This window comes from Novosphingobium aromaticivorans DSM 12444 (assembly GCF_000013325.1).
Classification (GTDB): Bacteria; Pseudomonadota; Alphaproteobacteria; order Sphingomonadales; family Sphingomonadaceae; genus Novosphingobium; species Novosphingobium aromaticivorans.
The window spans coordinates 709,780-722,192 of record NC_007794.1; the positions used below are offsets into that span (position 1 = coordinate 709,780).

The 12,413-nt window shown below is 65.3% G+C and carries 9 protein-coding genes; 3 read left to right on the plus strand and 6 right to left on the minus strand.

Going from position 1 to position 12,413, the window contains the following annotated elements:
• Nucleotides 1-15 precede the first annotated feature (15 nt).
• Nucleotides 16-2,133, plus strand: coding sequence for an acetate--CoA ligase family protein (locus SARO_RS03365; RefSeq protein WP_011444335.1), 2,118 nt, complete (start codon nucleotides 16-18; stop codon nucleotides 2,131-2,133).
• A 55-nt stretch (nucleotides 2,134-2,188) separates the two neighbouring features.
• On the opposite strand, the gene SARO_RS03370 is transcribed toward SARO_RS03365, so the two are convergent.
• The 6 genes from SARO_RS03370 to lgt all read right to left on the minus strand — a co-directional run bounded on the left by SARO_RS03370 (nucleotide 2,189) and on the right by lgt (nucleotide 7,739).
• Nucleotides 2,189-2,725 carry an adenine phosphoribosyltransferase gene (locus SARO_RS03370; RefSeq protein ID WP_011444336.1) on the minus strand — a complete coding sequence of 179 codons (537 nt, stop codon included), beginning with the start codon at nucleotides 2,723-2,725 and terminating at the stop codon, nucleotides 2,189-2,191.
• A 77-nt stretch (nucleotides 2,726-2,802) separates the two neighbouring features.
• The gene (locus SARO_RS03375) at nucleotides 2,803-3,618 is read right to left on the minus strand and encodes a cytochrome c1 (RefSeq protein ID WP_011444337.1); all 816 of its coding nucleotides are present in this window, start codon (nucleotides 3,616-3,618) and stop codon (nucleotides 2,803-2,805) included.
• 30 nt (nucleotides 3,619-3,648) lie between these two features.
• Entirely contained in the window at nucleotides 3,649-4,938 is a 1,290-nt protein-coding gene (locus SARO_RS03380; RefSeq protein WP_011444338.1) for a cytochrome b, read from the minus strand.
• An 11-nt stretch (nucleotides 4,939-4,949) separates the two neighbouring features.
• Nucleotides 4,950-5,528, minus strand: a complete 579-nt coding sequence (petA, locus tag SARO_RS03385; RefSeq protein WP_011444339.1) for a ubiquinol-cytochrome c reductase iron-sulfur subunit — start codon at nucleotides 5,526-5,528, stop codon at nucleotides 4,950-4,952.
• Nucleotides 5,529-5,787: 259 nt separating this feature from the next.
• A complete protein-coding gene (locus SARO_RS03390) occupies nucleotides 5,788-6,843 on the minus strand; it encodes a class I SAM-dependent methyltransferase (protein ID WP_011444340.1) in 1,056 nt (351 codons plus the stop codon).
• Nucleotides 6,840-7,739, minus strand: coding sequence for a prolipoprotein diacylglyceryl transferase (gene lgt, locus SARO_RS03395; protein ID WP_011444341.1), 900 nt, complete (start codon nucleotides 7,737-7,739; stop codon nucleotides 6,840-6,842). Before lgt ends, SARO_RS03390 begins: the two co-directional genes overlap by 4 nt.
• A 157-nt stretch (nucleotides 7,740-7,896) precedes the next feature.
• Between lgt and SARO_RS03400 the strand changes: the two genes are divergently transcribed.
• A complete protein-coding gene (locus SARO_RS03400; RefSeq protein WP_011444342.1) occupies nucleotides 7,897-9,609 on the plus strand; it encodes a class I adenylate-forming enzyme family protein in 1,713 nt (570 codons plus the stop codon).
• A gap of 61 nt (nucleotides 9,610-9,670) precedes the next feature.
• Nucleotides 9,671-12,412, plus strand: coding sequence for a [protein-PII] uridylyltransferase (locus SARO_RS03405; RefSeq protein WP_041550067.1), 2,742 nt, complete (start codon nucleotides 9,671-9,673; stop codon nucleotides 12,410-12,412).
• Nucleotide 12,413: the final 1 nt, after the last annotated feature.

A 12,413-nucleotide genomic window follows, 5' to 3' on the forward strand; every position in this document is an offset into this window, starting at 1 on the left:
AAATCGGAGGATGCCATGACCGGAACGAGTCTTTCCCACGCCGCGCTCGATCGTTTCCTGCGCCCGAAGTCGGTCGCTGTCGTTGGTGCGTCGGACAAGCCGGGTGCGCTCGGGGCCACGCTGCTCACCAATCTCGACCGTAATGGCTATGCCGGCGCGGTCTATCCGGTGAACCCCAAGCGCGACGAGATCATGGGCAAGCGCTGCTATGCCTCGGTCGGGGCGCTCCCCGAAGGCGTCGACGTCGCTGTCCTGGCAATCCCGCGCGCAGGCGTGCTCGAGGCGGTCAAGGGCCTGGCTGATCGCAAGTGCGGCGGCGTGGTGATCTTCTCGGCCGGGTTTGCCGAAGGCGGCGAGGAAGGACTTGCCGAACAGCGCGAGATCGCGCGTATCGCGCATGAAGCGGGCATGGTCGTCGAAGGGCCGAACTGCCTTGGCCTCGTCAACTATGTCGATCGCATTCCCCTGACCTTCGTGGAAACCAATGCCGTGCCGCCCGCTGGCAAGCGCGCCATCGGCATCGTCTCGCAGTCGGGCGCGATGGCGGCGGTGCTGGGCACGATGCTGCTCGCCCGCGATGCTGGCGTGTCCTATTCGGTTTCGACCGGCAACGAGGCCGCCAGCGGCGTCGAGGACTATGTCGATTGGCTGGTGGATCAGGACGACACCCACGTGATCGCCATGATCGTGGAACAGTTCCGCAAGCCACAGGCGTTCCTTGCTGCCGCGCGCCGCGCAAAGGCGGCGGGCAAGCCAGTCGTCCTGCTCCACCCCGGAAAATCCAGCGCCGCACGCGAATCCGCCGCGACTCATACGGGCGCAATGGCCGGCGACTACAAGCTCATGCGCGCCATGGTTGCGCGCGCGGGCGTGATCTTCGCCGAAACGCTGGAAGAACTGGGTGACATTGCCGAGATCGCGGTGCGCTGCCCCGCGCTGCCTTCGGGCAAGACGGCGGTCCTGGGCGAATCGGGCGCCTTCAAGGCGCTAACGCTCGACCTGGCCGAGGAGCTGGACCTGCCGCTGGCGGATCTCCACGATGACGATTCGCCGCTGCTGCGCGCCGCACTCCCGCCTTTCGTGCCGGTCTCCAACCCGCTCGACATTACCGCGCAGGGGCTTTCGGAGCCCGCGATCTATACGCGCTGCATCGAAGCGCTGCTCGACGACGATCGCGTCGGTACGGTCTTTGCCGGCATCATCCAGGCCGAACCGATCACTTGCAAGATCAAGTTCCCGCCGATCCTCGCTGCGGTTGAAGGCAGGACCCTGACCAAGCCAGTGATCTTCGCCGGGCTGGATGAGGGTGCCGAAGTCCCGGCCGAGCGCATTGCCGCCCTTCGTGCGGCGGGCATCCCCTGGTTCCCGACGACCGAACGCGCCCTGCGCGCCGTCACGCGCCTTACCCACTGGGCCGCGCAAGACCTTTCGGCCAACGATCTTCCGGCGACCCCGCTGCCCGGCCTCGCAGACGTCCACGGCGTGATCCCGGAGTACAGATCCAAGGAACTCCTGGGGCCCCTGGGCGTGAGCTTCCCCAAGGGTGGTTTTGCCGACAGCGCCGATGCGGCGGTCGCTGCTGCTGATACGGTCGGCTATCCGGTCGCCATGAAAGCGCAGGCGGCGGCGCTTGGCCACAAGAGCGATGCGGGCGGCGTACTCCTGAACCTGGTCGACGCGGCAGCCGTGCGCGAGGCATGGACGCGCATCCATGCCAATGTTGCGGCTTATTCCGCTGCCATCCGCCTTGATGGCGTCCTGATCGAGGCCATGGGCAAGCGCGGAATGGAAATGATCGTTGGCGCAAAGAACGATCCCGAGTGGGGGCCGGTCGTACTCGCAGGCTTCGGCGGGGTTACTGCCGAGATCCTGCAGGATGTCCGCCTGCTGACCGCAGACCTGACGCAGCAGGCGGTTGAAGCGGAACTGCTGAAGCTCAAGAGCGCGGCGTTGCTGAGCGGGTATCGTGGTTCCCCCGCGCTCGACGTGCCTGCACTTGCGGCGCTGATCGTCAAGGTCGGCCAGATCCTGCGCGCTGAACCTTCGATTCGCGAGATCGACCTCAATCCCGTGATCCTGCATCCCAAGGGCGAAGGCGTGGTTGCGCTCGACGCGTTGATGCTCGTGGATTGAGGCTTGCGACGTTTAAAGACAGGAAGGGCGGTCCATCGGGCCGCCCTTTCGCGTTTCAGTGCCCTGGAAAGTCCATGAGCGCTTCGACGGTCAAACCAGCACCGCGAAGTCGTTCGGCGCCATGCAGTTCGGGCAGGTCGATCACGAAGAGGGCGTGCGTGACATGTGCGCCCGCCATGCGGAGCAGTTCGGCCGCGGCCAGGGCAGTGCCGCCGGTCGCGATGAGGTCGTCGACGATCACAACGCGCTGGCCTTCGCGAATGGCGGTGGGATCGATCTCCAGCCGGTCGCGCCCGTATTCCAGTGCATAGTCGATGCCGATGGTCTTGACCGGAAGCTTGCCCGGCTTGCGCACCGGAATGAAGCCCAGTCCCATCCTTGCAGCCACCGCCGCGCCGAAGATGAAGCCGCGCGCCTCCATTCCCGCAACGGCCTGTGCCCCGGCCGCGCGTGCCTTGTGGGCGAGGTGGTCGATGCAGGCCGAGAGACCTTCGCCATGCGCGATCAGGGTCGTGATGTCGCGGAACAGGATTCCGGGGGAGGGGAAATCCGGGACGGTACGGACAAGTCGCTTGAGATCGTCGGTGGTCATCGTGCGCGGATGCTATCGCCGGATACGAAAAAGGCCACCGTTTCCGGTGGCCTTTGTTCGTTTCGCTTCTGTAGAACTCAGTGCTTGTCGGCCCAGACGTTCTTCTTGGCGAGGTAGGCGAGGACCGTGGCGACCAGGAGGAAGCCGAGGACGGCCCAGCCGGTCTGCTTCCGCTTGTCCAGCTTGGGTTCCGCGGTCCAGACGAGGAACGCCGAGACGTCCTTTGCCATCTGGTCGACGGAGGCCTTGGTGCCGTCCGAGTAGGTCACCTGACCATCGGTGGTCAGCGGTGCCGGCATCGCGAGGTTGAGGTTCGCGAAGTACGGGTTGTAGTGCAGGCCGTCCGGCGTCTTGGCATCCGGGAACTGCTTGAGCAGTTCGGCGGGCTGTTCCGCGTAGCCGGTCAGCAGCGAATAGACGTAGGCGCCGCCGTCGTGACGGGCCTTGGTCATCAGCGAGAGGTCGGGCGGCACGCCCTGGCCTGCATAGTAGACCGCGGGGATGCGGTCGGACGGGATGTTGTCACGCTCGCCACGGTCTCCGGTGACCGGGTTGAACGTGGCGGCCTTGGTCGGCCAGCCCTTGGCGATCGCCTTCACTTCGGCTTCGGAATACCCGAGCGCCGCCAGATCGCGGAAAGCGATCTGCTTGAGCGAGTGGCAGGTGGCGCAGACTTCCTTGTAGACCTGGAAGCCGCGCTGGAGCTGCTGCTTGTCAAAACGGCCAAAGGCGCCGTTGCTGGCAAGATCCAGCTCCTTGGGATGCTTGTGGAACACGCTTTCCGCGGTGGGAGCGGCGGGTTCCGTGATCGCGACATAGGCGCCGTTACCGAACGACCAGAGCAGCGCGACCGCGAAGAAGAGGCCGACGAGGGGGCCAAAAAGACGGACCATAGGGTTCTCTTTCTCTTACGCTTCGTGCTGTCAGGCGGCAGCGGGGTTGGCGTTGAGCACCGCGCTCTCATCCTTGCCCAGGACGGCTTCGGTGATCGAGAACGGAAGCGGTTCCGGCTTCTCGATCGACGAAACGATCGGGAGAATGACGAGGAAGTGCAGGAAGTAGTACATCGACGCGATCTGCGAGATCATCACGTAGGGTTCCGCAGCCGGCGCACCGCCGCAGTAACCGAGGATCAGCACGTCGATAAGCAGGACGTAGAAGAACTTGCGGAACAGCGGACGGTAGTGCCCCGAGCGGACCGGCGAGGTGTCCAGCCAGGGCAGGAAGAACCACACCAGGATTGCCGAGAACATCGCGAGGACGCCCATCAGCTTGGCCGGGATGAAGAAGAAGTCCGACGTGAAGGCGCGCAGGATCGCGTAGAAGGGCCAGAAGTACCATTCGGGAACGATGTGCGCCGGGGTCGAGAGCGGGTTCGCCGGGATGTAGTTGTCCGGGTGACCGAGCATGTTCGGCGCGAAGAACAGCACCGCGCAGTACAGGATCAGGAACACGCCCAGGCCGAAGCCGTCCTTCGCCGTGTAGTACGGGTGGAACGGAACGGTGTCGCTCTCGGTCTTCACTTCCACGCCGGTCGGGTTCGACGAGCCGGGGATGTGCAGCGCCCAGATGTGCAGGATGATGACACCCGCGATCACGAAGGGCAGCAGGAAGTGCAGCGAGAAGAAGCGGTTCAGCGCGGCATTGTCGGGGGCGAAGCCACCGAGCAGCCACTGCTGGAGAGGTTCGCCGACGACCGGGATCGCGCCGAACAGGCCGGTGATGACCTTTGCGCCCCAGAACGACATCTGGCCCCAGGGAAGCACGTACCCCATGAAGGCAGTGGCCATCATCAGCAGGAAGATGACGACGCCCAGCAGCCAGATCATCTCGCGCGGGGCCTTGTACGAGGAGTAGAAGAAGCCGCGGAAGATGTGGAGATAGACGACGACGAAGAACGCCGAGGCGCCGTTGGCGTGCGCATAGCGCAGCATCCAGCCCCAGTTCACGTCGCGCATGATGTGCTCGACGCTGTCGAAGGCGACGCCCGCGTTGGCCGCGTAGTGCATTGCCAGGATAACGCCGGTGACGATCTGGAGAACCAAGCAGAAGCCGGCGAGAACGCCGAAGTTCCACATGTAGTTCAGGTTGCGGGGAACCGGGTATCCGGCACCGACCGCGTTGTAGACGAAGCGCGGCAGCGGCAGCTTCTCGTCAAGCCACTGCATGAGCGGGTGGCTCGGCTTGTATTCATTCGCCCAGGGAAAGCTCATCGGGTCAGTCCTCAGCCGATCTTCACGACAGTGTCGGAAGCGAATTCATAGGGGGGCACTTCGAGGTTCTTCGGTGCCGGGCCCTTGCGGATGCGTGCGGCGGTGTCATACGACGAACCGTGGCACGGGCAGAAATAGCCGCCGAACTCGCCCTTCACTTCACCTTCGCCGGCGCCCAGCGGCACGCAGCCGAGGTGGGTGCAGACGCCCATGGTGATGAGCCAGTTGGTCTTGCCTTCCTTGGTGCGTTCTTCCAGCGACTGCGGGTCGCGCAGCGAGGAGACGTCCACCTTCTCGGCCGAGGCGATTTCTTCCTTGGTCAGATTGCGGATGAACACCGGCTGCTTGCGGAAGACCGCCTTGATCGCCTGGCCCGGCTGGATCGCCGAAATGTCGATCTCCGTCGAGCTTTCCGCCAGGACGTCCGCCGAGGGCGCCATCTGACTCACCAGCGGGAGAAGGACGGCCACGCCGCCCACACCCGCAAAACTCACCGCCGCGATATTGATGAAATCGCGCCGGCGCACGCCTTCCCCGGTCACGTCCGGTCCGGACATGCCCTGAGTGTCGATGCTCGCCTCATCAGCCATTGAAATTCCCTGCCTGCTGCCGCCGCACGCGCGGATCGCGCGCGGTCCAACTTGCCCCTTTTGGAGCGGCCCGGCGTCTTTCCGGATGGAAAAGGCCCCGAACCGCACGGGAACCGGGCGCGCGCGAACGCACCGCGCCGGCCCCCACTTGGCGCGCCTGATAGACGCAAAGCGGCGGCTTTGCCAACAGGCATTTTGGTATGGGAAAAGGCACGGAATCCTGCGGCTTCGCAAGGAAGACTCGGGGTTACGCGGCCGATCAGGAGATTCGCTGGAATCCCGAGCCGTCGGGCCAGGTGGGCCCGGCGAGTCCCATGACCTTGAACAGCGAGCCCATCTGGCCCTCGTCGATCAGCCGGTCGCGTGCGGCGTGGATCGCCTGCGCATGAGGCGGTGAGAACGTCGCCAGCGCTTCCGCGCGGGCCTCGATCCCCAGCGCCCGCAACCAGTCGCCCTGCTCGACCGTGCCCAGCCAGCGCACTTCGCGCGATTGCGCGATGGGTGCCAGCGCCGAAAAGTCGACATGTGCCGTCAGATCGGCCTCGCCGGGGGCGGCAAAGACATCGACCTTGCGGTGCGCTCGGACCGCCTGGAGCGAGGAGCCAAGGCGCGGCTCGGCATGTCCATAGTCGATGAACAGCGCCGTGCCTCCTTGCGCGGCCAGCCGTCCGGCCACTTCGTAGATTACGGCGGCGCAGGCCGGCGAAGTCTCGAGGATCGCGCCTTCGGGCGCTTCCTGCCGACCCGCAGGAACGGCCGCATCCATCGGCGCACTGCCCGAGACCGGCACGAGGCGCCCGTCGTCGAGCCCGACCATGCGCTCGCGCCACCCGGCTGCGGTCTTCACCATCTGGCGGACCGGCAGCGCATCGAGGAATTCGTTGGCCACTATCAGCAGCGGCCCGTCGACGGGAAGCGTCGAAAGGTCGGCGTGCCAGCGCGCATCCGGATGCATGTCTAGCTGGAGCGCCTTGAGCGCCGTGCTGGTTTCCACGAAGTGCGTGCGCGGAACGAGACCGTAGCGTCGCGCAGCGCGCAGCGCATCGCGTGCCAGCGTGCCCCGGCCCGGTCCAAGCTCGACATAGTGGACCGGCTCCGGACGTCCGGCGCGGATCCAGATGTCGGCCAGGTACAGGCCTATCAGTTCGCCGAACATCTGGCTGATCTCGGGCGCGGTGATGAAATCGCCGGCGACCCCGAACGGGTCCTGGGCGGCGTAGTACCGTGCATTCGATTCGGCCATGTAGTGCGCCATGCTGATCGGCCCGGTATTGGCGATCAGCCGGACGAACGTGTCCAGCAGCGAAGTGGTCACGCGGGCGCGGCTCCCGTCGTCGACAGCGGCTTGCGCACGACCGCGTTGAGCAGGAAGCCTAGGCCGATGGCCATCATCGGTATGGTCAGCCACTGGCCCATCGAAAGGCCCGAGCGCTGCGCGAACTCGAGAAGCTGGGCATCGGGTTCGCGGAAGAACTCGACCGTGAAGCGCGCCAGCCCATACCCGAGCGCGAACGTGCCGACGAGGAGGCCCGGCCGCCAGCGCGCTCTGGACTTCCAGAACAGGAGGAGCAGGACGACCATCAGCACAAGCCCTTCGAGCCCGGCCTCGTAGAGCTGGCTTGGGTGCCGCGCGATCGGGCCGCCGCCGGGAAAGACCATCGCCCACGGCACGTCCGGACCCGCTTCGCGGCCCCAAAGCTCGCCGTTCATGAAATTGGCGAGGCGCCCGAAGAGCAGGCCGAAGGGCACGCAGACCGCGATGTAGTCGCACACTCGCACGAAGTTGAGCCGGCCCCGCCATGCCACCCACGCGATTGCCAGCACAGTGCCCATCAGGCCCCCGTGGAAGCTCATGCCGCCTTCCCACAGCTTGACCAGGTTCTGCGGGTGGCTGAGCAGTTCGGGGGCATAGAAGATCGCATAGCCGAGCCGCCCGCCCAGGATGATGCCGAGCGTCGCGTAGAAGAACAGGTCGTCCGCGTGGCGTTGTGCCATCGGCGCGCCCGGCTGGCGGATCATCTTTGACAGGTGCCAGTAGCCGAGGATGATGCCGGCAAGGTAGGCGAGCGAGTACCATTTCAGGGCGAAGAAGCCGAGGTCGAGCGCGATCGGGGAAACGCCCAGGTCTTCCCAGCGAATCGGCCCGCCAGCGCCCGCCGCAGACGCGGACGTTACGGCAAGCGCGGTTGCTGTTGACAGTAGTGACAGCAAGTTGCGAACTCCCTACATCTTTCCGGAAAGGGCAGGATTCCGGCCTTGACGGCACGCCCTCGAGGGCGCCGTATTGGCACAGGGCAAAGCCCCCAGGCAAACCCGAAAACGGTCCGCGTACGACGGACGTTTCGGACCGGGAGATCGAAAGGACGCCATGAAAACCGAGCTGGACCTTGCAATGGACCGCGCATTTGCCGCGCTGACGGCCGAAGGCGGCATGTTCCAAACGGTTCCGATCCGGCGTTTCGGCCGCGACTTGCCGATGATTGCCGCTGCGCCTCCGCATCTTCCGGCCTATTTTGCCTATTTCTCAGCCACTCACGGCGACAAGACCTTTATTGTCGACGGCGACCTGCGGCTGTCCTTTGCCGACGTCTACAAGGCCGCGCGCCACGTTGCGGGCGGACTGGTCGAAGGCATCGAGCTGCAGAAAGGCGAGCGTGTCGGTATCGCGGCGCGCAATTCCGCCAACTGGATCATCGCCTACATGGCCGTGCTCATGGCCGGCGGCTGTGCGACCCTGCTCAATGGCTGGTGGCAGGGTGAGGAACTTGCACACGGCATCGAGCTGGTCAGTTGCCGCTACGTGATTGCCGACAGCGCGCGCGCGGCCCGGCTCGAAGGTCATGCCCATGGTGCCACCGTGCTCCCGATGTCGCACGACTGCGGCTATGAGCAGGGCCTTGCCGCGCTGCTCGCCAGGGGCGGAGGCATGGAAACGCTCTTGCCGGACCTGACCGGGGACGATCTGGCGACGGTCCTGTTCACCTCGGGTTCGACTGGCACGGCCAAGGGGGCCTATTCCGACCATCGTGGCGTCGTACAGGGGACGATGAACTACGTCTGCCAGTCGGCCGCTATGCTCGCCATCCTCACCGCCCGGGGCGAGGCGCCGGCTCCCGATGCGCAGCCGACCACGCTGGTCAACGTGCCCCTGTTCCACGTGACCGGCGAAGTCCCGGTATTCCTTCAGTCGTTCGCGCTCGGTCGCAAGCTGGTGCTCATGGCCAAGTGGGATGCGGTCGACGCTATGCGATTGATCGAAAAGGAAAAAGTCTCCTATTTCGTCGGCGTACCGCTGATGAGCTTCGAGATCGCCACCCACCCCGATCGCGACAAATACGACCTGTCGACCTGCGTTTCCTTCGCAGCCGGCGGGGCGCCGCGCCCCGTCGAACACGTCGACCGGTTGCGCAAGGCCTTGCCACACGCCTTCCCGCTCCTGGGCTACGGCCTGACCGAGACCAACGGAGTGGGCTGCGGCAACCTGAACGAAAACTACCTCGCAAAGCCGGGTAGCACCGGCACCGCATCGCGGCCGCTGGTCGACCTCGCGATCCTCGACGATGCCGGCAATCCGCTGCCGACCGGCGAAGTCGGGGAAGTCTCGATCCGTTCGATCGCCAATTTCCTGGGCTACTGGGATAACGAGAAGGCCACGCGCGAGGCGATCACCCCCGATGGTTACTTCCGCAGCGGGGACCTCGGTTATCTCGATCCCGAGGGCTACCTGTTCATCGTCGACCGCAAGAAGGACATCATCATCCGTGGCGGCGAGAATATCTCGTGCATCGAGGTGGAAAGCGCGATCTACGCCCACCCTTGCATCGCGGAAGCCAGCGTGTTCGGCCTGCCCGACGAAAAGTTCGGCGAAGTGCCGGCGGCGGTCTATCTTGCCAAGGAAGGCTGTTCGGCCACCGATGACGAGTTGCGCACCTTCCTTGCCGAACATATCGCCCCGTTCAAGATTCCGGTGCGTTTCTGGGAGGTCCACGAGGCGCTGCCCCGCCTTGGCACCGAGAAAGTCGACAAGCGCACTTTGCGCGAGCGCTACACGCGGGAATGGCTCGCGAGCGCGACCGCCTGAGCAATGCACCTGAACGCAACAGTTGTTGGCCGGTAACATCGCAAGGTCTAAAGGGGGAGGCATGATGCTTCCCCGGATCGCCAACCAGCGTGCCATCGTCGACCGGCGCGCCCTTGCCGACGCCGTCTCTGCTGCCTTTGCGGAGCAGGGCGACAGGTCCCGTCCGGCGGTGGTGGAACTCCTGCGCGGCGCGCTCGATTCAGGGCGCGCGGAACTTGCCCGCCGGCTCGAGGCGCGCCCTTCGGCCGGCACCGAATGCGCGCATGGGCAGGCGTTCCTCGTCGACCAGCTCGTTCGCGTGATCCACGATCATGTCGTGGGCAAGGTCTATCGCGCCAGCAACCGTTCGACGGGCGAGCGCATCGCGATCATCGCCGTGGGCGGCTACGGTCGCGGAGAGATGGCGCCGCATTCCGACGTCGACATTGCCTTCGTCACGCCGATCAAGCCGACCTCGTGGTGCGAACAGGTGATCGAGGCGATTCTCTATTTCCTGTGGGACCTCGGCCTCAAGGTCGGTCATTCCAGCCGCTCGCTCGACGAGGTCGTGCGCATGGCCAAGAGCGACCTGACGATCCGTACCGCGCTGCTTGAAGGGCGCTACGTCTGGGGTGACCGCGACTTGTTCGATGCCGCTTCTGCCCGGTTCTGGAACGAAGTGGTCAACGGCACCGAAAAGCAGTTCGTCGCCGAAAAACTGCAGGAGCGCAACGAGCGTCACAAGCGGCTGGGCGACAGCCGCTATGTCGTGGAACCCAACGTCAAGGAGGGCAAGGGCGGGTTGCGTGACCTGCACACGCTCTACTGGATCGGCAAATATATTCACAAGGTGCGCGATGCCTCGGAACTGGTCGACGTCGGCCTGTTGACGGCAGAGGAATATCGCGCGTTCCGCCGCGCCGAGAATTTCTTCTGGGCGGTGCGCTGTCACCTCCACGCGATCACTCGCCGTGCCGAGGATCGCCTGACCTTCGACCTCCAGCGCGAGGTCGCGATGCGCATGAACTTTGCGGACCGGCCGGGAAAGAGCGCGGTCGAGCGGTTCATGCAGTATTTCTTTCTCCAGGCGAAGCAGGTCGGTTCGCTTACCGGCGTCTTCCTCGCCCAGCTCGACGGGCAGTTCGCGCGCCAGAAGCGCAGCTTCTTCGCCTCGCTGCGCAGCCGTCGCAAGAAAGTGGGCCCGTTCTTCATCGAAGGCGGGAAGCTCGGCGTCCCAGCGGAAGATACCTTCCAGCAGGACCCGGTGCGCCTCGTCGAACTCTTCGCGGTGGCGGCCAGCGAAAAGGTCGAGATCCACCCGGAGGCCATGCGCCTGGCGCGGCGCGATGCTGGCCTGATCGATGCCGCGGTGCGCAAGGATCAGCGCGCGAACGCCCTGTTCCTCGATGTTCTGACCAGCCGCAACGATCCCGAGACGGTCCTGCGCTGGATGAACGAGGCAGGGGTGTTTGGCCGCTTCGTGCCCGATTTCGGCCGCGTCGTCGCGCAGATGCAGTTTGACATGTACCACCACTACACGGTGGACGAACACACGATCCGCGCCATCGGCCTGCTCGCCAGCATCGAGAAGGGCGAAGCCAAGGCCGACCATCCGCTGGCAAGCGAAGTCGTGGGCAAGGTCGCCTCGCGCCGGGTGCTCTACGTGGCCACGCTGCTCCACGACATCGCCAAGGGTCGGCGCGGGGACCATTCAGTTCTTGGCGCGGAAGTCGCGATGAAGCTCTGCCCGAGGCTCGGCCTCTCGGCGGCGGAGACCGAACTGGTCGCATGGCTCGTGCGCTGGCACCTGCTGATGAGCGCGACCGCGTTCAAGCGCGATCTTGCCGACTACAAGACCATCGCCGATTTCGTGAACACTGTGCAGAGCCAGGAACGCCTGCGCCTCCTGCTGCTTCTGACCATCGTGGATATCCGGGCGGTGGGGCCCGGGGTGTGGAACTCCTGGAAGCGCCAACTCCTGGGCGATCTCTTCGTCTCGGCCGAGGAAGTCCTGCGCCTTGGCCACAAGCAGCACGGCCGGGCTGAGCGGATCATTGCCAAGAAGAAGGCGGTGGGCGCCATCCTCAAGGAGCGCGACAACCTCATCGGCACGGTTGGTCGCCAGCTTGGCGACGCCTACTGGATCGCCGAGCCGGAGGACATCATCGCGCTCAATCTCCAGCAGATGGACCAGGCGCTGGGCGAGTTGCTCTCGGTCGAGGCGCACTGGTATCCCGCGCGCGGTGCCACGCTCGTCACGGTCCTCGCCGCGGACCATCCGGGCCTGTTCTATCGTATCGCGGGCGGCATCCACCTTGCGGGCGGCAACATCATCGATGCGCGCATCCACACTGCGCGCAACGGCACCGCTGTCGACAATTTCCTGGTGCAGGACCCGCTCGGGCGCCCGCTCAACGAGGCCAGCCAGATCGAGCGACTGAAGAACGCCATCGCCGATGCGCTTGCCAACCGGGTCAAGCTGGTGCCGCAGCTCGCCGCGCGGCCGCTTGCCCGTCCGCGAGCCGACGCATTCGACGTGCGGCCGATCGTGATCTTCGACAACAAGGCCTCGAACCGCTTCACCGTGATCGAGGTCGGTGCGCGCGACCGTCCCGCGCTGCTCAACCGGCTTGCCCGCGCTTTGTTCGAGGCCCGCCTGATCGTTCATTCCGCCCACATCGCCACATATGGCGAACGCGCGGTGGACACCTTCTACGTCACCGACGTGCTGGGCGAGAAGGTTGACAGCGAGGCGCGGATGAAGGCGGTCGAGAAGCGGTTGCTGGAAGCGGCGGAGGACCGCAAGGTGAAGGACGCGGCGTGAG

Excerpts from the sequence above, each read along its gene's own strand:
- SARO_RS03375 (WP_011444337.1), bottom strand. The coding sequence starts at position 3,618 with ATGGTCCGTCTTTTTGGCCCCCTCGTCGGCCTCTTCTTCGCGGTCGCG.
- petA (WP_011444339.1), bottom strand. The coding sequence starts at position 5,528 with ATGGCTGATGAGGCGAGCATCGACACTCAGGGCATGTCCGGACCGGAC.
- SARO_RS03400 (WP_011444342.1), top strand. The coding sequence starts at position 7,897 with ATGAAAACCGAGCTGGACCTTGCAATGGACCGCGCATTTGCCGCGCTG.
- SARO_RS03365 (WP_011444335.1), top strand. The coding sequence starts at position 16 with ATGACCGGAACGAGTCTTTCCCACGCCGCGCTCGATCGTTTCCTGCGC.
- SARO_RS03380 (WP_011444338.1), bottom strand. The coding sequence starts at position 4,938 with ATGAGCTTTCCCTGGGCGAATGAATACAAGCCGAGCCACCCGCTCATG.
- SARO_RS03405 (WP_041550067.1), top strand. The coding sequence starts at position 9,671 with ATGATGCTTCCCCGGATCGCCAACCAGCGTGCCATCGTCGACCGGCGC.
- SARO_RS03370 (WP_011444336.1), bottom strand. The coding sequence starts at position 2,725 with ATGACCACCGACGATCTCAAGCGACTTGTCCGTACCGTCCCGGATTTC.